A 21,990-nucleotide genomic window follows, 5' to 3' on the forward strand; every position below is an offset into this window, starting at 1 on the left:
CATGTCCGGTGCAGAGCAGGCGAGTCATAGCTCAGGGCCATTGCGTTCGATTTCAGTCCCGTGCGGCCACTCACTCATAGCTCTATCAATTGGCAAAATCACCGCCAGTACATCTTCAACACGTGTTGCCGGCAAATCGAGGTGAACGTTGGGAAGCGTTGAACGGACGCGAACTCCCGGAATGATCGTTCCCATTCCATGTCGACATAACCTGGTGAAGTGGTTCTTCAAAGCATGGCGGACGGAGCCGAATGCGAATGGCACGCGAAGCTCCTGCAATACAGGATACATCGCGCGAATGGATTGGCTAATTCCGAGCCCCTCTAGGTCTGGCCGCACTCCATACAGACCCAGTTCCGCCACCAGCACATCGGTTTCGCCAACCTTGATGAAGCGGCGCAACGAACCCATGTGCGCCGCCACACCCTGCGAATCGTAGGCAATGGCACGGAGTTCGGGCCTCGCCCCGGCCCAACTTCGACCGCCATCGAACGGCTTAGCATTGAACGGTCCGGTTGGGCCATACGTCGTCCGGAAAAACTGGGCCAATTCGAGATGATCGGAAAGCTGGAGTTCATTTTCCCAGCACAGTTTCCACTGCACCTTTGAGGACATGGAAAGTTACCTTGTTCAATTGCGTTTACGCGCAACCCGTGGCGTTCGATTACCCAGGAGGGAGAAGCCTCGCATTCGGGGATGTTGCGCTAGTAGGGAACGCAAAATCGTAAAATTAGTCTTTAGATAGCAGACTTGTTTGAAGGATAGATTAGGTGCTGCTTCTATGGAAATGAACATGGGCGAACATGGATCATGCCATCACGGGAAAGTCCATCCCTCGCTGTTTCAAAAAATCTCTCATGCTTCCCGCCACCGAAGTGACATTTCAACTCGTCGAAGTTGAGTACGGTTTGCTCCAGAGGCCGTACTTCCTGCCTTTGAAGAGCCGTCCTGTGAGAGCAGGGATGCACGGAAGTCTCAAGGTACGTCTGTACCGCTTCCATGCATCCGGCGGGGTCATCGAGGAGGTTTTCATAGTCTATTGAAAGCAGATTCTCTGGCGCGAACGAGTCGACGACTTGACGATGAAAATCGTCTGCAGCTTTGAAGTAGGCTTCGCATAATTCAATGGTCAACGCGACCTGAGGAGGCGGAGCTGATCCATTGTCCGAACCGTACTTCAGCCATTCACCACTTTGTCTCGCTTGCACCAGGGATCGCAGCGATTCCAGCGTATTCCTGCGGACTACAAGCATCGCCTTCAGGCATGGCCACCGTGCCAATTCCTCAAAGAATCCGGGGCGTTCCAGAAATTGCGGCTGATTGATCTTGCAACCGATATGCGTGGCGTGCGCCTTTCCCTTTTGGACCGGATAGCGAAGATAGGCAAGTTCGAGAAGTTCCAGATTGCTGCACCTAAGCCGGTTGGTATCAGGCCAATTGGTGTCGTAGGTGTTGAGCAACTCGCCATTGCTCAAGACGCTCGGATGAGCATTCAGCAGTTCTTCCAGATAGTGAGTGCCGGTTCTGGGCATCCCTAGAATCACGAATGGCTGAGTTTTCGGCATGAAGTGGGTCATGGCGTGGATTTCATTAGGTTGAAAGCGGTGGTTCGGATGTAGCCCCAGTCCGACGCTTGTCACAAGACTGCTGCTGAGGCGCAACGCCGTTGGCATCAAGACATCAGCCGGTGGCGGACCAGTGTCGCAGACAGGAAGAACGGCAGTATTGTGTAGACACAAAGCACGCCCAGATGCAGCCCCATGCCGCCGACCGGACGTGCAAGCATCGCCGGACGGATCAATTCAACGGAGTGGGCAAGCGGCAGGAACTGTGCAAGGTATTGAAGCGCGCCGGGCAGTTGGCCCACAGGGAAGACGACACCACTCAGGAACAACATGGGCGTAAGCACAAGCGTCTGGTAGAAAACGAAATAGTCATAACTCGGCACGATCGCAACGAGTACCATTGCCACGCTCGCGAAAGCGAGGCCAGTTAGAAAAACAACAGGGATCACAGATACGATGCTCGAAAACGCCGCATAACCAAGCGTCGCCGCAACTACCATCACGGCGGAGCCCGCGAGAAGGGCTTTTGTAGCGGCCCATGCCAATTCGCCAAGAATGACATCGCCAATCGTCAGTTGGGTGCAGAGCACGGCTTCCCACATGCGCTGAACTTGCATGCGAGCGAAGGCAGCGTAAATCGTTTCGAAAGTCGCTGAGGTCATGGCGCTTGTCGCAACCATTCCAGCCGCCAGGAATGCAATGTAAGGAGTGCCATCGATATGACCTATCATTATTCCGACGCCGAAGCCGAGACCGAACAAGTACATCATCGGGTCAGCCAGGTTGCCGAGAAGGGAGATAAGTGCCGCTTTTCTCCACGCCAGATAATTGCGCCACCATATTGTGCGCCAGTTCCAGGCGTTGCCGGGTAGGGTAATCATAAACACTTCGCGCATTATCAATCCTTCATTTCTCGTCCGGTCAGCCGAAGAAAAACGTCCTCCAGGTTCGCGGGACGCTGCACAATACGCAGACCTTTACGCTCACGCAGTCGCGCGCACACCTGTTGTGGATCCGCCGTGTAGCAGAACAGTGCATCACCGCTGACCTCTGTACGCTGCGCAAACGGCATCAGCAGCGCTTTGAGTTCATGTGGGTTGCCGCCGTATATCTCGAGAACGTGACTTCCAATCTGCTCCTGGATTAATGCATCAGGTGCACCCTCAGCAATGCTGCGTCCCCTGTCGATTACACATAGCCGATCGCACAATCGCTCTGCCTCTTCCATGAAATGAGTAGTGAGAAGAATTGTTTTACCGCGTGCGAGTAAACAGCGCAAACGATCCCAGATGAGGTGGCGCGCATGCGGATCTAGCCCGGTTGCCGGTTCGTCCATGACAATAAGTTGCGGATCGTTGATGAGCGCGCGTGCAATGGTTAGGCGGCGCTTCATCCCACCCGATAACTCTGTGACGCGTGCGTGAGCCCTGTCCTCGAGACGTGCGAACTGCAGCAAGGATGGAACCGCCGCCTCGATTTCGCCTGTGCTCATCCCAAAGTAGCGCCCGAAGAGCTTCAGGTTCTCGCTCACACTAAAACCTGGCTCCAAGTTGTCGAATTGCGGAACGACACCAATGCGCCTGCGCGCCAGGCGTGCCCGCGCTGGCACCGGTTCTCCGAGGACGGTAATCACGCCTGCGTCAGGCAGCGCCATACCCAGCACCATTCGCGTGGTAGTGCTTTTGCCGGCACCATTAGGCCCGAGCAGACCGAAGCACTCGCCGGGCTCTACACGGAAGGACAATCCGTCGACGGCAAGCTTACCGCCATAAGATTTCCTTACACTGGAGAAGGTGATCGCTGCATTAGACATGGAGCCAGAAAAGTATACAGACCACTGTTTTAGGAAGATTCCGTAGCGCGCGCGAGGCTACGCCTTACTCGCTTTTGGGAACATGGTGCTCGTCGCTGTCGTGGACGGCAGAATTGCGGGAAAGCCAGTCACTGTTGTCCAATGTACATAAAGCGTATGCCTTTACAGGAAGCAGGAGCAAAATATTTATGAGTGTGTGCACTGAAAATCCGAGAAATCGAAGCTCGCGAGCGCGAATGGCAGCAACGGAGCAGCGGACCATCGTCATTGAAGCAATAACGACGCATGCCTGCCAAGGAGCAGTGGCTGTGAGCGCGATCTGCAGAAAGCCGGAGATCATTGAAATGGCGAGCAGCAGAGAGCCAATGTTCTGCGCTACCACATCAAGAGTTAGATAGCGGTCAAGACGAGGCAAAAGGCGAAGAGCGAGCAGCGTGTCGCGATAGGTACTGCGCGCCCAGCGTAATTGCTGGCGCAGGTATGGTCGCAGCTTATCTGGAACCACGGTCGCGGCGACTGCATCTCGAACGTATTCCGTTCGATAGCCCGCCGCGAGCATGAGAATTGTCAGATGGCGGTCTTCGCCGAAATCGCTGCGCTTGCCCCGGAACATTTGCGTTTCGTACTGGTCCAGCAGCAGCAGAAGCGCTGTGCGCCGGTATATTGCACACGGTCCGCAGCAGCACATCACAGCGCCAAAGCGCGCTTGCGCCGCGCGCTCCTCGTTGCACGCAAGCCAGTATTCCATATCGATCAGGCGGGTCAGCCACGTGTCGCTGCGATTGCTGGCTACCAATTGACCCATGGCTGCACCGACCGATGGGTCGCTCATTGTCAGCACGAGTTTCTTTACTGCGTCCGGCGCCAGAGTGGTGTCCGAGTCTACGTTAAGTATGAGTTCTGAGGTCGAAGAACGTATCGCGGCGATTTGCGCTTTACGCTTTCCCACATTCTGTGGAAGAAGCAGGACCTTGAATCGCGGATCATGCTCGTGCTCCCGATACACCACGTTCAACGCATCGCGGTTGGCGGATCCGTCATCGACCACATGAACCTTGATGGCGCCCGCGTAATCCTGGGCGCCGATCGAGTCGAGACACGCCCGCAGCGTTTCGGGGTTTTCGTTAAAGCACGGGACGATGACGTCGATGTCTGGCAAATACTCTATGTCGAATACCTTGATGCACGCAGGTGGGCCGCTAGTCGGTAGAGTGTGAAGAACCTGCGCGCTTTTATAGATGGCCGAAAGTGACGCGTATAATAGGACAGATGTCGTGTTGATTGCGGCAGGAATGTTCATCGGGTCAGTGTGCTAGGAGACGTTGGGATTCTCAGTACAGGCCTGCCGTGAGCGATCGCGCGGGACTCAGGCGCGGTAATACCATCCAGGTTCATGCATGATTCGAGGGGCAATTATTCTCGTGCCTGTAGAGTTGGCGTTTCTTCATGGGGCAGGAAAGACGCTGTTATGGCGTACGAGAGAAATTTCCAGTAACGCACTTCATGGTAGCGAGGTCGTCCAAGACGCTTCCATCGGTGTCGGCTGAAAGTCAGATCAGCCAATGCCTGCTTCTGGGTCAGTATTTCCTTAGTTCTATCCATGATCGTCCGCGCGCGGATCACGCGCATACTTGAAGCTATTGGTGAAACGTCTCTAGTGGAGCATATCGTCTACTTGTCGACCAGCGTGGGGTCTGAGATACTCGTAAAGCGAGATTTTCTGTTGAACTTACGGAAGTGAACCGATGACGAAGCCCCTTTCCTTCAATCCCGGAATCAGGCGCGATAGTGCAATGACAGTCTGCGCGCGCGAAGCATCGCAATCATGCAAGTCGCACTCTTCGGGAGGAGCCCCGTCGTGCAGCAGTACGATCGAGCCGGGCAGCACTGATGCCAATACGGAATCGACAATCGCCTCGGCACCCGGACGGGACCAGTCTCGTGGATCTACCGACCAGTGGAGTGGCATTAGTCCCGATTTCATGGATTCGGCGATAACGTCGTTCGTCCATTTTCCATATGGCGCACGCATATATCGCACCGCTGCCGCTGGGCAAGCACGCTGAATAAGCGCGTTCGCTTCTGCTATCTCGTGCCGTATCTGATCTGGCTCACATTTCGACAAATCCCGATGGGAGAGACTGTGATTCGCGACATCGTGGCCTTCGGAAACCATGCGCCGGATAAGTTCCGGATGCTCAGCCGCGTAGGCACCGAGTACGCAGAAGGTTGCCGGTACCTCTTGCCGCGCCAGCAGATCTAGTACTTTCGGCGTCCATATCGGGTGTGGTCCGTCGTCAAAGGTAAGGTAAACCTTACGCTCAGCGTTACGTTTACGCTCGTTTAACACTTCTGCAATAAATTGGGGCATTTCACAATCGCTGAGTCTTCTCATGGTCTTTCACTCATCTTTTGATGAGTCACCGTCTACCCTGGAACCATCCCCAATCGCAACGCGAAATGCGGCGTAGCAGATCAATATCTGGGAATTGATGTCGAGTGTCGTTCAGTAGAACGACAGGAATGCTCATATTAATGACTTGCATGTCAAGGTGAATTGCCGTAACTTTGCGGTGCCTCAATAAATTTGTACAATCGATTGTTTCGATATGTGTCATCCATAACGCGGATAATTAAAGATGCGCTTCAAAGGCCTCGATCTGAATCTTCTCGTCGCGTTGGACGCATTGATGGCGAAGCGTAACGTCACGCTTGCGGCACGCGACATCAATTTGAGTCAGCCTGCCATGAGCGCAGCGGTGTCGCGGTTGCGAGACTATTTTCGCGACGACCTCTTCGTGATGAGAGGCCGAGAATTCGTGCCCACATCACGAGCGATAGAGCTTGCCGGACCGGTGCGGGAGGCTCTATCGCATATCCAGCTTTCCATCATCTCGCGCGACGTTTTCCAGCCGGCCAAGTCGGATCGCCGGTTCAGGGTCTGCCTATCTGATTTCATGACGCTCGTCTATTTCCAGAAGGTCATTAAGCGCGTTGCACGCGAAGCTCCCGCGGTCAGTTTCGAATTGCTTTTCCCAGATGACGAGCCTGGGGATTTGCTGCGGCGTGGCGACGCCGATTTTTTGATTCTGCCCGATCTATTCCTGCCGGATACTCACCCGAAAGCGCCGCTCTTCGACGAGAAGCTTGTGTGTGTCGGCTGTCCTGCCAACAAGCAGTTGTCGGAGCAGCTTCCGCTCGACCGGTATATGTCCATGGGACACGTGACGGTGAGGTTCGGGCGGGCACGCAGGCCTTCGATCGAAGAGTTTTTCCTACTGGATCTCGGTCTCAAACGGCGCGAAGAGGTCGTCGTCCCGACCTTTCACCTCATTCCGTCGGTGCTAACGGGTACCCGTCGCATTGCGACGATCCCTTTGAGGCTTGCTAGGCATCTCGGGGAAGCCTCTCCTCTGCGGATCGCCGAAGTACCGCTTCCGCTATCCACTTTTACTGAGGCTATCCAATGGCCTGCGCTGCATAACGGTGATCCTGCAAGTATCTGGATGCGCGAGCTATTGCTGGAGGAGGCGCAAAGTCTTGCTTAGCGTGATGTCATGTGTACTGCTATTCGGCGAGCCCACACTCTCCGCCAGCGTGTAGCGGAAATCGCGCAACGTCGCGCGAATTGCCCTGTCGACTTCTTCCTCCGATGCGCCGCGATAGCGGAAGCGTGCGAGGATGTTGCCCGAGTGGCTGGAACCACTGAACAAGTGACGTCTCGCCGGGAAGACAGCTTCGTAAAGCCCCGGGATAGCGTTCGGCAATTGCGCGTCGACGAATATCTTGCCGACTGGCTCGGGCAGCATCAGAAATCCACCGCGTGTGATCGAGGTTGACGCGATTAACGCCGCCTGCGCCCGTGCAGCGAACCGCGCTTCGTCACCTGATTGGTGAGTGACCCAGAGGTCGAAGAGGTCAACGCCGTACAATTCATGGAAAAGAAAGGGAATTTCCCCGCTGCCGACACGGGCACCGACTTCCAGAAAATAGAATCCGTCGCAAGCTCCGATTATCTCGAGATGAAACGGTCCATTACTCAAGGCGAGCGCTTTCAGGCATGCCGCCGCGAATTCAAGCACCGCATCATTGAGCGGCCCCGGGTCGAGCATCACCGAGCCTAGGGGTTTTCCTTGTGCAAACTGAAGACGGTTGTTGATGTAGCGGGACGCGCGCGCAATTACCCATGTGTCGTCTCGCACGAAACCGTCAACGTGATAGACGGGCCCTTCGATGTACTCCTCGCACTCGTACTCAACCAGCGGTAGTGTCGGCCACAACATATCCAACCGCGCACGGGTGTCGATGCGCGGTACGTCTAGGCCTCCCGCGCCGGTACGTGGCTTTACGATGATCGGAAAGCGCATCACAGGGGACGAATTTGCTTTCGCAAAGGCCAGATCTTCCAACGCTGCAACGCGTGGCACACGCAGGCCCGCGGCAGCAACGGTATGCTTCATAGCGGTCTTGTCACGAAAGCGGACGACGGTATCTGGAAGAGCGCCAGGAATATTGAACGAATTGCGCAGTCGCGCGGCCTTCAGAAGGTCGAATTCGGACAATGCGATCAGCCTGTCGATGCCGCCGAGCGCCGCTTGACAGGAGCTCATGGCCTTATGCAGCGCATCTTCATCAAGGATGTCTGATAGCTCTTCGACATGCGCGGTTTGAGAGGTGTCGAGCGCAGCCGCGCCGTTCGGCGTGCAGATGTAAGCGACGTTATTCGTCGCATGATCGATGTAGCGATGGTAAGCGGCAAAGCCGTCGGACCAACGGTTAAGCACGACTATGCGGCGACGCGGGGCGTGGTTGTTGGTTGTCATGAAGGGCAAACCGTTCAGATATCGTTACAGGCGCGGCGGGATCCGAGCGCTCTCAGCGCTTCGGCAAGACGCAAATCAAGGGTCGGGCGATCAGGCGCGATGAACAACACATGGCCGACACGGCCGCTCGTCGCCGCTCGTTGCGGGACTGAGCCGCCGATATGAGAATGGACCCCCACCTCCTGGAAACTTGGTATGGCGCGAACGCGTTCGACGGCGGCCGCGTCGCCTACCGGTGCGAAGAACCGTACGCCGCTGACACACAGGGCAGGTTTTGCATCGGCGTCGGGGGCTGGCTCAGGATCGCCGAGGTGGCTGCGTATCGCTATGTCCGGCAGAGAGATTGACCTGCTGAGTTCGATCAGCCGATAGATGCGATCACCTCCGAGGCACCCCGCGATCTTGATCAGCACAGGACCGTCGCGTGTTATGCGCGCTTTGGCGTGGAAAACACCGAGGGTCAGTCCGATCTGCGCCGCGGTGTGCTCGACGTAATTGACGAGCGCGGCTCCTTGGTCCGCGCTCAAAGAGGCTTCGACAAAGTGGCCCAATTTTGCGAGATTCTGCTCTGCGCCCAAAAGATTTTCGGTTACTGCGACGACGCGGGGTCCGTACTGGCTGCTGATGTAGCCTTCGATGCAGTACTCTGGGCCCTCCAGATACTGCTCAAGGAGCAACACGTTGCCGGTCTTGTGGCCTATATCGACAACGCCGTGATGCATGGCGCACTCGACCGCAAGTTGCAACTGGGAAAGAGAATTGACGTACGTCACATGCATGCCGCCGCGGACAGGCTTAAGGACGGCTGGAAAACCTACGTGTAAAGCGGCTGTCATGACGTCGCAACGATGTGCGATGAGGGCGAACACAGGAACCGCCAGTCCGGCGGCGGCGAGATGCATGCGGCTGCGGTATTTATCACGCGTGAGTGCTGCCGCTTCCGGCTGCAAATGTGGAAGACCAAGGAGCGCAGCTGATTCAGCTGCTACGCCTGTTGCGTATTCGCAACCGGGTACGATCGCATCGACGCCGATGGCGCATGCGGCGACCGCCACGGCGTTCGGCGAGGCAGTGTCCACCATCGTGTACGACACCGCAGCGGCCTGCGGTTCGCGTGACAGGGGGGGCTCATCGCCGTTGGCCGAAAACACGTGGGTGGCCACGCCAAGGCGCACAGCTGAGGCGACAAGTGCGGTCCCGGACGCGCGCGGCTCAATCACGATGATGGCGGTCATTTGATCGCTGCCTGTTCAGTGCCGGTTTCCGGCCGGGGTAGGGTCGTCACACGCAACTCTTCGAAATACTCGTGAATCATTTCGACAAAGTTGTTCAAATAGATTTCTGCTTTCCCCATTCCGCCCCAGCCGCCGATCGCGAGCTTCAGAGCGATCCATGTGGAGTCTTCCAGGCTGCGCGATTCGGCGTACTCAATGTGGCGGAGTGTACCCTTTACGTGATCGTGCCCGAATGCGCGCGCGGCTGATTCCGCGATGACCTTGTTGTAGCGGCCCGAATACCATGCCTGCAACCAGTTCAAGAGCATCGTAGGGAGCGGGCCGTCGCGGACAATGCTGAGGTAGAGATATCCGATTAGCTTGTCTGTGCTATTGAATGGTCTAATGCTGTCCACGCTTGCTGCAGTCAGGCCGAACCTCTCGAGGTCATGCAGAAGAAGGCATTCTTGCCCATATTCTTGTGCGAGGTGCTGCGCCAGCATCTGCGCGAGCGAGTTATCCTGGCAGCCTATTTTGTAAAGCGCGAATGCGCCCACCTCGTTATTGAGCCGGATGCGCAACACGGTTTCGACGAGATGGCGGCGATAGTACTCACTGTCGATCCAGTCGCCGCAGTGGAACGAAGCGGTTTCCGGCGAAATTGCGAGTGCCTGGTCCATGGCGTGCTTGGCAAGCTCCTCGAAGCGAACCCGATCGTTGGGTGTATTCATGTGATCTCCAGATAAGATGAGAAGGAGCGAACGCGGCGCGCTGGGTTGCGGGTCGGCGGCGAATGAACCGGAGACACGAACTGCTCGTCGCACGAAGCAATGGTGGTTCCCTCGGATTGCGAAAGTCCCACGCTTTGCCTCGAAGCAGCGCACCGGTCGCCATGCAACGAGAGGGCGTTGAAGGCCGACCGCTCACGGGCGGCCTCAAATTGGGTCACTCCTTGCAGAGCGGTCTGCTTTGGCAAACGCCATCGCATCGAAATGATTGCTGTCAACCGACAACTGACCCAATCGTTTGCTTAAACACAGCGAATGCTTTTTGCAACAGGTATCTAGGCTTCATTCTCATTCGTTTTTTTGCTCACCCATGCTTCTCGACGTGGGCGACGGAAGGATACTAACTGCAGCGGTATGCGTGGTATAAGCTGATAATGTTTATGTTTACATGAGGGAAATTGATGATTCGCGATCTCGACAGCGCACTACTGCGTACGTTCGTGACGGTAGTGGAAGCCGGCAGTGTGAGCAATGCTGCCATGGAGCTGCATCGTACACAGGCTGCCGTCAGCATGGCCCTTCGGCGGCTCGAAGACGAAGTCGGCCAGCGCCTCCTTGAGCGTTCACCGCGCGGCGTGAAGCCGACCTCTGCGGGCAATGTTCTGTTGCCGTATGCACACAAGCTGCTCGAAATTGGCCTTGCGGCGCGTTCCGCCCTTACTTCGGGTGAAGTTGTGGGTACCGTGAAAATTGGACTTCCCGAGGACATCGCAATGAGTCACCTCCGCCATGCACTGCGGCAATTTTCGACGTTGTTTCCTGATGTAGCCCTGGAGATCGTCGTTGATGCGAGTCCGGCCTTATCGCAGCGGCTCATGAGCAACACACTCGATTTCGCGATTGGTGATCCAGCCCAGATCCCCGCGGAACCGCTAGTCACCTGGCGACATCCCCTTCGCTGGGCGGCTGCGCGCACGCGCAATGATGATCTCGGAGACGGTCCGCTGTCGATTGTTGCATTCGCCGGTGCATGCAGGTGGCAGGAGAGCTATTTTGCCACGTTGATTGAAGCAGGTATCGCTTGGCGCGTTGCCTGCAAAAGCACGAGCCTCTCTGCGGTTCAGTCAGCCGTTGAAGCTGGGCTCGGCGTTGCGCTACTTCTGGATTGGCAGGTGCGCCGTGATACGATGCGTGCGATCGATCCCAGCGCAGTAGGGTTGCCGCTGCCGCCGGTGGCGGAATTCGGTCTCTTTAGTCCTGGGCGATTAGAAGACCGCTCGTCTGCGGCCAACGCACTTCAGCGTTTTCTCTTTCGTTCGCTGCAACTGAGTACTCTTGGAGACGGTGCACACGACGGAGCGTCAGCAGGCTTGCCATTGCGTGCTTCAAACTAATGAGCCTCTGAGGCAAACGCGTCGAAGGGCCGAACTTCGGCGCGCCAAAAGGAGGTTCAGACGATAACGTCCTGTCTTTTGAATCCAGCATTAACGCTACGTGAAGCGTATTTTCTAATTCACGCGCAGTCATGCTATTTCCCCACAAATCAAGTGCGACTCATACCTATAAACATAGACTGCCGCACAAATCTAAATTTGTCGTAAAACCTACGCTTTTTTCCGGTAGCATACCATCTGCGCACAAAGATACCTCGTGTTTTTGTCGTATTTCTGACACCGCGACTGCGATTGTGTCGTCTCTGTCTGCTTTGTCGGCTTTCGTGCCCGTTGCGGCAAGAATTCGCCGTGGCTTGCGCAAATGTAGCGCCGTCATTCATTGTGTTGGGACTCGGGTCCCGCGGCGCTAACGTGCAATTTCCGGAGTTCAGACCTATGTCGCATCTCGATGTCAATGAGAGTCATCTCAATTTTGATGTGGTCTACGAAGTAGTAAAGACGTTGACCTCGTCACGAGATACCGAAAGAACGTTGGAGAGATCTTTGCATTACCTCTCATATGCGTGTGGATGGCGCTCCGCGTTTATTGCGGTCGCTGACCCAGACGGCCATCTGGGCGGGCTGTGTGGCACGGGGTTGTCAGCGGGCTGGCGTGAACGTCTGCGTTTCCTGCCCAATGACGGGGTATTGGGGCGAATACACACAAACGACTCGGCCGTGGTGGTGGCGAGACTGCGTGATGAACCACTCTTCGTGAACAGCATCGATATGTTCGACGAATTGGAAGGTGAGCATGTGGCACTGCTCGGGGCGCCGATCAGGTATGAAGGGCGGCCGCTCGGCGTACTCGTTGCGTTCTGCGAGAACACGGACGGACAGCGCGCCTTTGCTAGCGACCTCCAACTCATGAAGGTCGTCGCGGCGCCGATGGGCCAGGCACTTCTGCTTGATCGTGCGTCGGGGCAGATGCACCAAACCGCGCGACAGGAGATGAGACGAGCGGTCAACGCAGACCAGACTTCGTATCGGATCGACAATGTGCTCGGAGAATCTGCCCCTATGCAACGCGTCTTTTCGCAAGTTCATCAAGTAGCGCCCGCGCGGACGACGGTGCTTTTGCGCGGCGAGAGCGGAACGGGAAAGGAGCTGATCGCGCGCGCGATTTATGGGTTATCGCCCCGCAAGGACCAGCCGTTCATATCAGTGAACTGTGCGGCGCTCACTGAAACACTGCTAGAAAGCGAATTGTTCGGCCATGAGAAGGGAGCGTTTACCGGTGCGCAGTATCAACGCAAAGGGCGTTTTGAACTAGCACACGGCGGGACACTTTTCCTCGACGAGATCGGCGACATCTCGCCTTCGTTCCAAGCCAAATTGTTGCGAGTTTTGCAGGAACGAGAGTTCGAACGGGTGGGTGGCACCACTCCGGTAAGAGTCGACGTGAGGCTGATCGTTGCCACGAACCGCAACCTCGAACAAATGGTGAAGGCGGGGGAATTTCGTGCGGATCTATACTACCGCATCAACGTCGTGAGTATCCTTTTGCCGCCGCTGCGCGAACGCCGTGAGGACATTCCGGCAATGGCGCAGCACTTTCTGGATCGCTTTAACCGCGACAATCGTCGATCTTTGCATTTCAATGAACAAGCGTTTCGGGTTCTTTCCAGCTGCTACTGGCCTGGCAATGTGCGTGAGCTGGAAAATTGCGTTGAGCGTACCGCGACCATGGCGGATCACGACACGATAGATCGATTTTCCTTTCTGTGTGAGAGAGGCCGGTGCCTCACCAAAGGACTACATTACATCGAACGAGAAGACGCTGTGCGTGCTGCCCGCACGTTGGACGCTACAAACAGTGAAGTGCCGAATGCCCTGGCGAGCGTAAGTGCCGGTGATTGGAATGGGGGTAGCTTCGAGACGCCAAACGGTAGCGACATGCCGGGGAGCGAGCGGGAACAGCTTGTGTGGGCAATGGAGCGCTGTGGATGGGTGCAAGCGAAGGCCGCACGACTCCTACATATCACGCCGCGGCAGATCGGCTACGCACTGCGTAAACACGGGATCAAGCTGCGCCGCTTCTGACGGCCGCGGCGGCTGCGCGGATGCATTTGGAGAGACTGGGCGAGAAGACTACCGGCAGGTTCTTGCCTGTCGCATCACTGTAGTGATTGGTTCAACTTCTTCAACGCAGGTAACAAGGACGACAAATCCGGCGTCGGCATAGCGCCGCTATGACCGCTAGCGTGGGCTACGATGGTGGTACGCAATTTGCCTGTAGTCGTGGACTTCTATTGTCGGGACATCTACGATGTGGCTAAAGACGAGCGCTGTCGAGATCTTCAACGAACCGGGTTGCGCAAAGAACCTGGCGAAGAGCGAAAAGGAGCGCAAGCAAGGCTGTTCGAAGCAGGCTTCGCCGGGGGCGGCCGCTGGCGGATGCGCATTCGACGGCGCGCGGATCGCATTGCAGCCCGTGGTCGACGTTGCACACTTGGTGCACGGGCCTATTGCATGTGAAGGAAACTCTTGGGACAACCGCCATTCGGCATCGTCTGGGCCGACTCTCTACCGCACCGCGTTCACAACCGATATCAATGAACTCGATGTAATTTACGGCGGTGAGAGGCGGCTTTTCAGGAGTCTGCGTGAAATTTTCGAAAAGTACGATCCGCCCGCCGTGTTCGTCTATCAGACATGCGTGACCGCTTTGATCGGCGATGACATAGACGCCGTATGCAAGCACGCGTCGGAAAAGTTCGGTAAGCCCATCATACCGGTGAATGCGCCCGGCTTCGCAGGATCCAAAAACTTCGGCAACAAGCTCGCAGGAGAGACGATCCTCGATTACGTCATCGGCACGCGCGAGCCGGCGTACAAGACACCATTCGATATCAATCTTATCGGTGAATATAACCTCTCGGGCGAGTTGTGGCAGATAAAGCCGTTGTTCGAGGCGCTCGGCATCCGGATCCTGTCCTGCATCTCGGGAGACGGCCGCTACAGCGAGATCGCGAGCGCACACTGCGCGAAGGTCAACATGGTGGTGTGCTCCAAGTCCATGCTCAACGTTGCGACAAATATGCAGAAGCGGTACGGTATTCCATACCTCGAGGGTTCCTTCTACGGAATTGGCGACACGAGCGACGCGCTGCGCGGGGTCGCGAGGCTACTGGTGGAGCAGGGTGCGGCGGACGATCTTATCGTGCGCACCGAGCACCTGATCAAGGCAGAAGAGGCGCGCGTATGGGGGCGCGTTGCTCCTTACAGGCAGCGGCTCGATGGCAAACGTGTGCTGCTCATCACGGGCGGCGTGAAGTCATGGTCAGTGGTCGCGGCGCTGCAGGAGGCCGGGCTCGAGATCGTCGGCACTAGTGTGAAGAAGAGCACGGAGGGGGATAAGGAAAGAATCAAGGAGATCATGGGCAATGATACGCGTATGGTCGACAATTTGACGGCTCGCGAGATGTACAACATGCTCCGGGATGCGAAGGCGGACATCATGCTGTCTGGCGGGCGCTCGCAGTTTGTCGCGCTTAAGGCGCGCATGCCGTGGCTCGACGTGAATCAGGAGCGACACCATCCGTACGCTGGCTACGAGGGCATTGTTAAATTGGTGCAGGAGATCGACCGTGCAATCCAGAACCCAGTCTGGCAGCAGGTGCGTATTCCTGCGCCGTGGGACGACGAAGGGGAAGTGCATCGCGAGTGGATTCTTAAGTCGTACGCGCACATCAATCCGATTCCGCGGGGCGCAGACGGTGAGGCATACGATTGGAACTTCCGCGCGGCGGTATCGAGTTGAGTTTCGGAGTGGGGCACATATCATGGCGATAGTCGTCGAGTCAGAAAAAGCCTGTACCGTTAATCCCCTAAGAATGAGTCAACCGCTCGGCGCGACGTATGCAGCCATGGGGCTTGATGCATGCATGCCGGTAATGCACGGCTCGCAAGGCTGTACGTCGTTCGCGCTCGTACTACTGGTGCGCCATTTCAAAGAAGCCATTCCGCTGCAAACAACGGCGATGAGCGAGGTCACCACGATTCTCGGCGGATACGAGAACGTTGAGACAGCGCTGCTGAACATTCGCAAGCGCGCGGCGCCTAAGATCATTGTGCTCTGCACGACTGGCCTGACTGAGACGAACGGCGAAGATGTGCAGGGGCACCTTGCGATGGTGCGAAAACGCAAGCGCGAACTGGACGATACTGAACTCATCTTCGTATCGACACCGGACTATATTGGTGCCTTTGAGGACGGCTACAGGCGCACTGTGACCGCGATCGTCGAGACACTGGTGAAGCCGTTGCCGACGGTACCTCAGCAGATCAATCTGGTGCCGGGCAGTCATCTATCGCCTGGCGACATCGACGAGCTTCGCGAGATTATTCGCGCATTCGGGCTGGAGCCGATTGTGCTTCCAGATGTTTCCGGCTCCCTCGACGGCCACCTTGATTCTGCGTGGCGTGGCACGACGCTGGGCGGAACGACGATTGATCAGATCCGTGCCGCGGGGGCGTCGTCATTCACAATTGGCGTCGGTGAGCAAACGCGCGACGCCGCCAAGACGCTCGAAGCAATTGCCGGCGTGCCGTTCGAGATCCTCGAGCGGCTAACGGGGCTGGAGCCGAACGACCGGTTCTTGCAACGCCTTGCCGAACTTTCGGGGCGTGCAGTCCCGGCCCGGTATCGCCGGCAGCGCAGCCAACTACTGGATGCGATGCTCGACAGCCATTTTTATACGGGTGGTCTCAAAGTGGCGATTGGAGCGGAGCCGGACATGTTGCTTTCGATCGGTTCGCTGCTCCGTGAAATGGGTGCGGAACTATCTGTTTGCATCAGTACCACTGCTTCGGCATCGCATGCGCTGTTGCCAGCAAGCGAAGTCATCTTGGGGGACTTGGAGGACATGGAACGAGGCGCGAGTACCTGCGACCTGCTGATCACGCATTCGCACGGCAGGCAGATGGCCGGTCGCCTCGGAAAGCCGCTGATGCGCGTGGGCTTTCCTGTGTTTGACCGCGTCGGCAACGCCCATCGTTGCCAGATAGGTTATCGCGGCACAATGAATCTTATTTTCGAGATTGCCAATCTCATGTTCGAGAGAATCTCGCAACCTCATCCCGGCGACTGGAGACTGCCGCAATCATCAGGCGGTCTTGATGTTTCGGTTCATGGTTAGGTTTAAGAGAAAGGGTGTTACATGCCGTAACTTGAACTTGATGAGGAGACCAGCGCATGAAGATCGCCTTTGCGACACAGGACAAAGTGCACGTCGACGCTCATTTTGGCTGGGCGAAAAGCATTGCCGTCTACGACGTGACGACGGAAGGGCATACACTTTTACAGATTTTTGATTTCGGCGACAAGCTGATGCAGGACGGTGAAGATGAGAAACTTGCGCCGAAGCTCGAAGTGATCCGCGACTGCGCGATCTTGTATGTCGCGGCCATAGGCGGTACTGCGGCTGCGCGCGTAGTAGCACTTAAGATCCATCCAGTGAAAGTTTCGCAGCCATTGCCGATCGAAGACATTCTAAACAAGCTGAACAGGGTTCTGAAAGGCACGCCGCCTCCGTGGTTGCGCAAGAAGCTCGCCAGGGAACGTGGCAGATCGTACGATTTTGCAGGGGACGATGAACCGCCGCCTGGCTAAACCCGATCTCCGTAGTATGACGGTTCTTGCTGCCAGTGACGCCTGTAGTGCGTCGTCCGATAAGGAGGACATGATGAGTAACGATTCTCGGGAACTTAAGACGCGCCTGAAAAAGCTCAACGCGTTTGCCACGCAGGCCAAGATGGATTTGCATGATCTGTCAGAAGATCTGCCAACGGGTTGGGAGCAGATAATGGTAGTCGCGCAACGCTGTCACGACGCGCATGCCGCGTTGATGCAGGCACGTCAGACCGCAGCTTCGGCTTCCGATTAAACTCCGGACCTCCAAATGAGCCATCTTTTTAGTGTGACACTCCCAAGCGGAGAGGCCTGGATACCGCACTTTGTTGATTCACTCGATGAACAAAAATGCATCGGTTGCGGGCGATGCTTCCGGGTGTGTTCTCGCGGCGTACTTCAACTGTTAGGCATCGATGAAGCGGGCGATCATGTTCCACTGGATGATGACGATGAAGACGAGGACGAGCATGAAAAGAAGGTCATGACAATTGCGCATCGAGGTCTCTGCGTTGGCTGTATGGCATGTGCGAAGATGTGCCCGAAAGGGTGCTACACACATGCTGCGGCTCAATTGTGAGCAAGTGAGGATTCCTATGGATTACTATGCGGCGTTAATGTGCCATGCGACAAACCCGGACGACTTGACGGTGCTGGCGGTCGCCGGCGTGCTCGCAGCGGCGGTCGACGAAGGCGGTACGGAAAGATTGCCTATCCCAGGACTGGATGCCGCGGAGACACATTGGCTGCTTGCTCGCTGGTTCCCCCATGCCGAGAGTTCTCTGGGTCTTTACTTTGGCGCGTCGGCTGCGGATTCACAGCTAGGACCGTCTTATCATGACATCGATCTTGTAATGTTGTTAAAGACACACGCCAATCCGGGGGCAGGCACAACGACCGAGATCAATTGCATTTCTCACGCGCTGGTCTGCGCTTGCGCAGGAAAAAAACATTTGTGGCAGGAGCTACGCCTTTCTTCGCGCGACGAATTGTCGGCGCTTCTCGAGTACTGGTTTCCGGCGCTTGCTGAAAAGAACGTTCACGGCATGAAGTGGAAGAAATTTCTCTACAAGGAACTTTGCGGAAGCGAGGCGTTGAACGCCTGCCGGGCCTCAAGCTGTGGGGACTGTGCGGAATATTCCAGTTGCTTTGGGCCGGAATGAATGTTCGGATCAGTGGCGACTTCGATTAACATAGATATATTTGTTTCGTTATCCTGTCAGTGACAGGAAGAGTCACGTAATGTATGTGATATGGTGGGCAGTACGGCGAGTGATATGAAACGAAGACGATTAGGAATATTAACGTTGGACGACAGGGGCAGTTATGAAGAAGCTAAAGAGGGTGCTCTGTGGTGCTCTGATGGCCGCCGCGCTGGTGGGGGCGGCGGTGCTGGCTGCTGCTTCGGATAAGGAATGCACGTGGCAGGAGGCGGAAAACCCTTTAGAGAGTTTTACCCTCCATTGGTGGCCCGGCGGGGGGGGCTGGAGTTCACGCGGCGGCGCGATCGACTGATTATTGGGCATTCGCAAATGCTGACGGGAAACCAGTGCGCTGACAAAAATGGCTCGCGCATTCATCAACGGCTTAGGGAAGAGGTTGGTGTTGGCCGCCGTTCGATGCAAAGGCGCGCTGGCCGTACTGGCTCAGCAGTTCGATGTTCACCGGGAACCGGATAGGCAGGAGCGCGCGGCGATCGTATCTAGATTAAGCGCAGGTAGCTGATCCGTGGGCGGAGTCGTGCTCGTATGCTGAGATCGCAACGTTCATCGACACGCCTACCTCGTGCACGTGGTCACCGAATTGCCGCTAACCCGCTGCCATTTAATTGAGCGCTTACCGCTCAACATCGCAAAACTCCAAGCCGTCGCGGTTCGTTGAGTTGGGGGGGCGGACGCGCTTGAGCACTTTACCCATCGATGGGCATCTACATTGGGGAGCGCTGAACACGTCGCACGTGCTGCAAATCCTCCACAATCCCCGATACGCTGGCGCGTTTGTTTACGGTCGCACAAGGACTGGACGCAAGGCCGACCTGACGAGTACGCAACTGAGGGTCGCGCAATCCGACTGACAGGTTCTAATACGCGACGCTCACGTCGGCTATATCGACTGGGACGAAATCGAGCGTAACCAGGTGACGCTAAGGCAAAGTGCAAACGGCTTTGGTTCGGAACTCGTGCGAGGGACGTTCCCTCGGGAGGGAGACGGGCTGATACAGGGGCGCGTCATTTGCGGCCGATGCGGCAATCGCATGCGTGTGCGCTATCAGAGGGTCAGCGGAAGACTGGAACCATACTACGTATGTCACGACGTCGCCGCTCACGATGCGGGTAAGCCGTGCCAGTCGGTACGGGGGCGCGCAATCGATGATGTCATTGGTCCATTACTCATGGAGATGGTTCGACCGGCCGCCATCGAAGTAGCGCTCGCAGTCGAAGACGAGATCGCCGGGCGTATCGAGCAAGCCAAATCCATGCGTCTGAAACAACTGGAGCGCGCGCGTTACGAAGCAGAACTCGCCCGCCGTCGTTATATGAATGTCGATCCCGCAAACCGGATGGTTGCCGATACGCTTGAGGCCGACTGGAACGACCGACTGCGTCGGCTCGACGCACTACAGCAAGAACATGATCGCTTACGACAGTCAGACCAGAAACTACTCGGCGATGAGGCCCGCACTCGTATCCGTGCTCTCTCGGATGACTTCGCCAACATATGGAACGACAGCCGTGTTGAATCTGTCGAACGCAAGCGTATCCTCGGACTCCTGATTGAAGACGTTACTCTGGTAAAGTCGGAGAGGATCTCGATTCACGTGCGTTTCCGGGGAGGCCGCACGACGTCACTCGAAGTCGACAAACCCAAACCGATGGCACTTGTTCGCAAGACACAACCGGCTGTCGTGTCGGTCATCGATGAGCTTCTGGAGACCTGTACCGATCAGGAGGTCGCTACGCGACTCAATGAACTCGGGCATACGAACTGGCAACATCAGGCATTCACTGCGAGGAAGGTCGCATTGGTTCGGACGACGTACAGGCTTCCGAGCCGATTTGAGCGACTGCGCTCGCGCGGCCTGCTTACCGGTGCAGAACTCGCTGCGCAGCTCGAAGTTAGCCAGACAACCGTTCATCAATGGGGACGGCAAGGGCTTCTAAGGCGCCAGATTTACGGGCACGATCATCGGTGCCTGTACGAACCCCTCGGCGACGTCGTGCTTGTGAGGGGCACAGGCGGACGCAAAGCAACACAACCAACCTTTATAACCGGTCAAGCTACCGGACAAGGTGCAATGTGAAGCCTACTCCTTGCTCTGCGGCGAACGGGCCGGCGTGGTCAGCGGCTCAAGTCCGAGTTCACGAGCGAAGCTGCGTGTGCGGTGGTCGATGTAGGCCGAGCCGTTGTCCGACAGCCATTCGGTGGGCTGTGTAGCCTGCGTGGTGCCGAAGCGCTGTTCGACGGCGGCCAACATCATGTCGCGCACCACATCACCGCTATGGCCACCGGTCGCCGCCGCGCAGCTAATCGTTTCCCGGTCGCAGCAGTCCAGCGCGAACGTGACGCGCAGCGGCATGCCATCGTCGCACCGGAACTCAAAGCCATCGGAGCACCAGCGGATGTTGCTACAGTCAACGGCAACGCGACCGTCATGCCGCCGACTGTCTCGCCGCACGCCGGGGCGACGCAGCAGCAACTGGTGCTCACTCATAACCCGATACACGCGCTTGTGATTGATGCACGGCGCGCTGGTCTGTTCTCGACTACGGCGGAGCAGTGCACAGATACGTCCGTAGCCGTAAGTGGGGAGGTGCGCTACGTGGGCCTTGATTTCCTTGATGGCGGCAGCTAGTTCAGATGCGGGCACAACAGATTCACCTGCCTTCACTGCCGCCAGACTACCTTCTTGGTATTGTTTGCGCCACCCGAACATCTGGTTGGCATTCACGCCGTGCCGGCGTGCCACCACCGACACGGATACTCCCGGCTCCAGTGTTTCCTGCACGATGGCGATTTTTGCCTGCGCAGTGCGCCGACGACGGCGCTCCGGCTCGGTCAGAATTTCGATGGGTTCCACGTAGTGACTAGATACTATGGAGGGGCCGCGGAAGTAAGCCTCCTGGAGTAAAACGGAGATTCCAACACCCGTTTTCCCGAGAGGAGTACGCAAATGAATGCGCCTCGCACGGCCCTTCATGGGCAGGATACAACCATCACCGGATCGCTGTATGTCGCCTTTGAACTGGGTGACAGGAGCTGGAAGCTCTCGCTGGGCGGTGGGGTGCGCTCGCCGAGCCGCTGCACAGTGGCCGCTGGCGATACGGCCGCAGTCTTCACGGCGATTTCAAAGGCCAAAGCGCGCTGTCATCTGACCATCGATGCCCCGGTGCGCAGCTGTTATGAAGCCGGGCGTAACGGTTTCTGGCTGCGCCGCTGCCTGGAAGCACATGAGATCACGAACCTGGTGGTGGATTCAGCCAGTATCGAAGTGAACCGGCGCAGACGTCGCGCCAAGACCGACCGTCTCGACAGCGACAAGCTGCTGTCAATGCTGATGTGTTACTACGGTGGTGAGCGCCGGGTTTGGGCGGTCGCACGTATCCCCATCCCCGAACAGGAAGATGAGCGGCGGGTACACCGTGAACTCGATCGCCTGCGGTAGGAGCGCACTGCCCATAGCAACCGCATCCGCTCGCTGCTGGTACTCCACAACCTGCGGCCCGAGCGAATCGGTGGCCGCGCGTGGGCGCAGCACACCACACAGCTGTTGCCAGCCCTGTG

22 protein-coding genes and 2 pseudogenes are annotated in these 21,990 nt (G+C 56.9%); 14 read left to right on the forward strand and 10 right to left on the reverse strand.

Annotation, left to right across the window (positions count from 1 at the left end; genetic code table 11):
* Positions 1-24: 24 nt before the first annotated feature.
* The 6 genes from VSR72_RS41485 to nodB all read right to left on the reverse strand — a co-directional run bounded on the left by VSR72_RS41485 (position 25) and on the right by nodB (position 5,773).
* On the reverse strand, positions 25-615 hold the full coding sequence (locus VSR72_RS41485) for a NodA family N-acyltransferase (RefSeq protein ID WP_342957984.1): 591 nt from the start codon (positions 613-615) through the stop codon (positions 25-27).
* Between the two features lie 164 nt (positions 616-779).
* Positions 780-1,577, reverse strand: a complete 798-nt coding sequence (locus VSR72_RS41490) for a sulfotransferase (protein WP_342957985.1) — start codon at positions 1,575-1,577, stop codon at positions 780-782.
* Positions 1,578-1,672: 95 nt separating this feature from the next.
* Positions 1,673-2,461, reverse strand: a complete 789-nt coding sequence (locus VSR72_RS41495) for an ABC transporter permease (protein ID WP_342957986.1) — start codon at positions 2,459-2,461, stop codon at positions 1,673-1,675.
* A gap of 2 nt (positions 2,462-2,463) precedes the next feature.
* A complete protein-coding gene (gene nodI / locus VSR72_RS41500; RefSeq protein ID WP_342957987.1) occupies positions 2,464-3,378 on the reverse strand; it encodes a nodulation factor ABC transporter ATP-binding protein NodI in 915 nt (304 codons plus the stop codon).
* A gap of 64 nt (positions 3,379-3,442) precedes the next feature.
* Positions 3,443-4,678, reverse strand: coding sequence for a chitooligosaccharide synthase NodC (gene nodC, locus VSR72_RS41505; protein WP_342957988.1), 1,236 nt, complete (start codon positions 4,676-4,678; stop codon positions 3,443-3,445).
* Positions 4,679-5,107: 429 nt separating this feature from the next.
* On the reverse strand, positions 5,108-5,773 hold the full coding sequence (gene nodB, locus VSR72_RS41510; protein WP_342957989.1) for a chitooligosaccharide deacetylase NodB: 666 nt from the start codon (positions 5,771-5,773) through the stop codon (positions 5,108-5,110).
* A gap of 244 nt (positions 5,774-6,017) precedes the next feature.
* Here nodB and VSR72_RS41515 point away from each other — a divergent pair, with 244 nt between their 5' ends.
* Positions 6,018-6,926: a LysR family transcriptional regulator gene (locus VSR72_RS41515; protein ID WP_342957990.1), complete on the forward strand. Its 909-nt coding sequence runs from the start codon at positions 6,018-6,020 to the stop codon at positions 6,924-6,926.
* On the opposite strand, the gene VSR72_RS41520 is transcribed toward VSR72_RS41515, so the two are convergent.
* Genes VSR72_RS41520 through VSR72_RS41530 form a run of 3 tightly spaced genes read right to left on the reverse strand, consistent with a single transcriptional unit; the run spans position 6,894 to position 10,146 of the window.
* A complete protein-coding gene (locus VSR72_RS41520; RefSeq protein WP_342957991.1) occupies positions 6,894-8,201 on the reverse strand; it encodes a biotin carboxylase in 1,308 nt (435 codons plus the stop codon). The two genes, VSR72_RS41515 and VSR72_RS41520, sit on opposite strands and share 33 nt — an antisense overlap.
* Positions 8,202-8,215: 14 nt before the next feature.
* The gene (locus VSR72_RS41525; RefSeq protein WP_342957992.1) at positions 8,216-9,436 is read right to left on the reverse strand and encodes an ATP-grasp domain-containing protein; all 1,221 of its coding nucleotides are present in this window, start codon (positions 9,434-9,436) and stop codon (positions 8,216-8,218) included.
* Positions 9,433-10,146, reverse strand: coding sequence for a hypothetical protein (locus tag VSR72_RS41530; RefSeq protein ID WP_342957993.1), 714 nt, complete (start codon positions 10,144-10,146; stop codon positions 9,433-9,435). Before VSR72_RS41530 ends, VSR72_RS41525 begins: the two co-directional genes overlap by 4 nt.
* 458 nt (positions 10,147-10,604) lie before the next feature.
* On the opposite strand from VSR72_RS41530, the gene VSR72_RS41535 reads away from it, so the two are divergent.
* The 12 genes and pseudogenes from VSR72_RS41535 (at position 10,605) to VSR72_RS41590 (ending at position 20,509) form a co-directional block, all read left to right on the forward strand.
* The gene (locus VSR72_RS41535) at positions 10,605-11,537 is read left to right on the forward strand and encodes a LysR family transcriptional regulator (protein WP_342957994.1); all 933 of its coding nucleotides are present in this window, start codon (positions 10,605-10,607) and stop codon (positions 11,535-11,537) included.
* Between the two features lie 435 nt (positions 11,538-11,972).
* A complete protein-coding gene (gene nifA / locus VSR72_RS41540; RefSeq protein WP_342957995.1) occupies positions 11,973-13,619 on the forward strand; it encodes a nif-specific transcriptional activator NifA in 1,647 nt (548 codons plus the stop codon).
* Between the two features lie 226 nt (positions 13,620-13,845).
* Complete coding sequence (gene nifE, locus VSR72_RS41545) at positions 13,846-15,339, forward strand: nitrogenase iron-molybdenum cofactor biosynthesis protein NifE (protein WP_342957996.1); 1,494 nt, start codon at positions 13,846-13,848, stop codon at positions 15,337-15,339.
* 22 nt (positions 15,340-15,361) lie between these two features.
* The gene (gene nifN, locus VSR72_RS41550) at positions 15,362-16,717 is read left to right on the forward strand and encodes a nitrogenase iron-molybdenum cofactor biosynthesis protein NifN (RefSeq protein WP_342957997.1); all 1,356 of its coding nucleotides are present in this window, start codon (positions 15,362-15,364) and stop codon (positions 16,715-16,717) included.
* 56 nt (positions 16,718-16,773) lie between these two features.
* On the forward strand, positions 16,774-17,190 hold the full coding sequence (nifX, locus tag VSR72_RS41555; RefSeq protein ID WP_342957998.1) for a nitrogen fixation protein NifX: 417 nt from the start codon (positions 16,774-16,776) through the stop codon (positions 17,188-17,190).
* A 73-nt stretch (positions 17,191-17,263) separates the two neighbouring features.
* Positions 17,264-17,464, forward strand: coding sequence for a CCE_0567 family metalloprotein (locus VSR72_RS41560; protein ID WP_342958006.1), 201 nt, complete (start codon positions 17,264-17,266; stop codon positions 17,462-17,464).
* 15 nt (positions 17,465-17,479) lie between these two features.
* On the forward strand, positions 17,480-17,788 hold the full coding sequence (fdxB, locus tag VSR72_RS41565; protein ID WP_342957999.1) for a ferredoxin III, nif-specific: 309 nt from the start codon (positions 17,480-17,482) through the stop codon (positions 17,786-17,788).
* A 16-nt stretch (positions 17,789-17,804) separates the two neighbouring features.
* Positions 17,805-18,371, forward strand: a complete 567-nt coding sequence (locus VSR72_RS41570; protein WP_342958000.1) for a nitrogen fixation protein NifQ — start codon at positions 17,805-17,807, stop codon at positions 18,369-18,371.
* 163 nt (positions 18,372-18,534) lie between these two features.
* Complete coding sequence (locus tag VSR72_RS41575; RefSeq protein WP_342958001.1) at positions 18,535-18,723, forward strand: hypothetical protein; 189 nt, start codon at positions 18,535-18,537, stop codon at positions 18,721-18,723.
* 385 nt (positions 18,724-19,108) lie between these two features.
* Positions 19,109-19,282 (forward strand): recombinase family protein, encoded by a 174-nt coding sequence (locus VSR72_RS41580; protein WP_342958002.1) that lies wholly within the window; start codon positions 19,109-19,111, stop codon positions 19,280-19,282.
* A 105-nt stretch (positions 19,283-19,387) separates the two neighbouring features.
* Positions 19,388-19,576, forward strand: a pseudogene (locus tag VSR72_RS41585) (zinc ribbon domain-containing protein); the annotation flags it as partial.
* Positions 19,577-19,600: 24 nt separating this feature from the next.
* On the forward strand, positions 19,601-20,509 hold the full coding sequence (locus tag VSR72_RS41590) for a hypothetical protein (RefSeq protein ID WP_342958008.1): 909 nt from the start codon (positions 19,601-19,603) through the stop codon (positions 20,507-20,509).
* 12 nt (positions 20,510-20,521) lie between these two features.
* On the opposite strand, the pseudogene VSR72_RS41595 reads toward VSR72_RS41590, so the two are convergent.
* A pseudogene (locus tag VSR72_RS41595) lies at positions 20,522-21,277 on the reverse strand (DDE-type integrase/transposase/recombinase); the annotation flags it as partial.
* 102 nt (positions 21,278-21,379) lie between these two features.
* Here VSR72_RS41595 and VSR72_RS41600 point away from each other — a divergent pair.
* Complete coding sequence (locus tag VSR72_RS41600) at positions 21,380-21,871, forward strand: hypothetical protein (protein WP_342958003.1); 492 nt, start codon at positions 21,380-21,382, stop codon at positions 21,869-21,871.
* The last annotated feature ends 119 nt before the right edge of the window (positions 21,872-21,990 follow it).

Origin of the sequence: Paraburkholderia sp. JHI869, assembly GCF_038900775.1 — a bacterium.
Classification (GTDB): domain Bacteria; phylum Pseudomonadota; class Gammaproteobacteria; order Burkholderiales; family Burkholderiaceae; genus Paraburkholderia.

Excerpts from the sequence above, each read along its gene's own strand:
- VSR72_RS41525 (WP_342957992.1), bottom strand. The coding sequence starts at position 9,436 with ATGACCGCCATCATCGTGATTGAGCCGCGCGCGTCCGGGACCGCACTT.
- nodB (WP_342957989.1), bottom strand. The coding sequence starts at position 5,773 with ATGAGAAGACTCAGCGATTGTGAAATGCCCCAATTTATTGCAGAAGTG.
- VSR72_RS41590 (WP_342958008.1), top strand. The coding sequence starts at position 19,601 with ATGGAGATGGTTCGACCGGCCGCCATCGAAGTAGCGCTCGCAGTCGAA.
- VSR72_RS41490 (WP_342957985.1), bottom strand. The coding sequence starts at position 1,577 with ATGACCCACTTCATGCCGAAAACTCAGCCATTCGTGATTCTAGGGATG.
- VSR72_RS41495 (WP_342957986.1), bottom strand. The coding sequence starts at position 2,461 with ATGCGCGAAGTGTTTATGATTACCCTACCCGGCAACGCCTGGAACTGG.
- VSR72_RS41600 (WP_342958003.1), top strand. The coding sequence starts at position 21,380 with ATGAATGCGCCTCGCACGGCCCTTCATGGGCAGGATACAACCATCACC.
- VSR72_RS41575 (WP_342958001.1), top strand. The coding sequence starts at position 18,535 with ATGAAGAAGCTAAAGAGGGTGCTCTGTGGTGCTCTGATGGCCGCCGCG.
- VSR72_RS41535 (WP_342957994.1), top strand. The coding sequence starts at position 10,605 with ATGATTCGCGATCTCGACAGCGCACTACTGCGTACGTTCGTGACGGTA.
- VSR72_RS41485 (WP_342957984.1), bottom strand. The coding sequence starts at position 615 with ATGTCCTCAAAGGTGCAGTGGAAACTGTGCTGGGAAAATGAACTCCAG.
- VSR72_RS41520 (WP_342957991.1), bottom strand. The coding sequence starts at position 8,201 with ATGACAACCAACAACCACGCCCCGCGTCGCCGCATAGTCGTGCTTAAC.
- nifX (WP_342957998.1), top strand. The coding sequence starts at position 16,774 with ATGAAGATCGCCTTTGCGACACAGGACAAAGTGCACGTCGACGCTCAT.
- nifE (WP_342957996.1), top strand. The coding sequence starts at position 13,846 with ATGTGGCTAAAGACGAGCGCTGTCGAGATCTTCAACGAACCGGGTTGC.
- nifN (WP_342957997.1), top strand. The coding sequence starts at position 15,362 with ATGGCGATAGTCGTCGAGTCAGAAAAAGCCTGTACCGTTAATCCCCTA.
- nodC (WP_342957988.1), bottom strand. The coding sequence starts at position 4,678 with ATGAACATTCCTGCCGCAATCAACACGACATCTGTCCTATTATACGCG.
- nifA (WP_342957995.1), top strand. The coding sequence starts at position 11,973 with ATGTCGCATCTCGATGTCAATGAGAGTCATCTCAATTTTGATGTGGTC.
- fdxB (WP_342957999.1), top strand. The coding sequence starts at position 17,480 with ATGAGCCATCTTTTTAGTGTGACACTCCCAAGCGGAGAGGCCTGGATA.
- VSR72_RS41570 (WP_342958000.1), top strand. The coding sequence starts at position 17,805 with ATGGATTACTATGCGGCGTTAATGTGCCATGCGACAAACCCGGACGAC.
- nodI (WP_342957987.1), bottom strand. The coding sequence starts at position 3,378 with ATGTCTAATGCAGCGATCACCTTCTCCAGTGTAAGGAAATCTTATGGC.
- VSR72_RS41515 (WP_342957990.1), top strand. The coding sequence starts at position 6,018 with ATGCGCTTCAAAGGCCTCGATCTGAATCTTCTCGTCGCGTTGGACGCA.
- VSR72_RS41560 (WP_342958006.1), top strand. The coding sequence starts at position 17,264 with ATGAGTAACGATTCTCGGGAACTTAAGACGCGCCTGAAAAAGCTCAAC.
- VSR72_RS41530 (WP_342957993.1), bottom strand. The coding sequence starts at position 10,146 with ATGAATACACCCAACGATCGGGTTCGCTTCGAGGAGCTTGCCAAGCAC.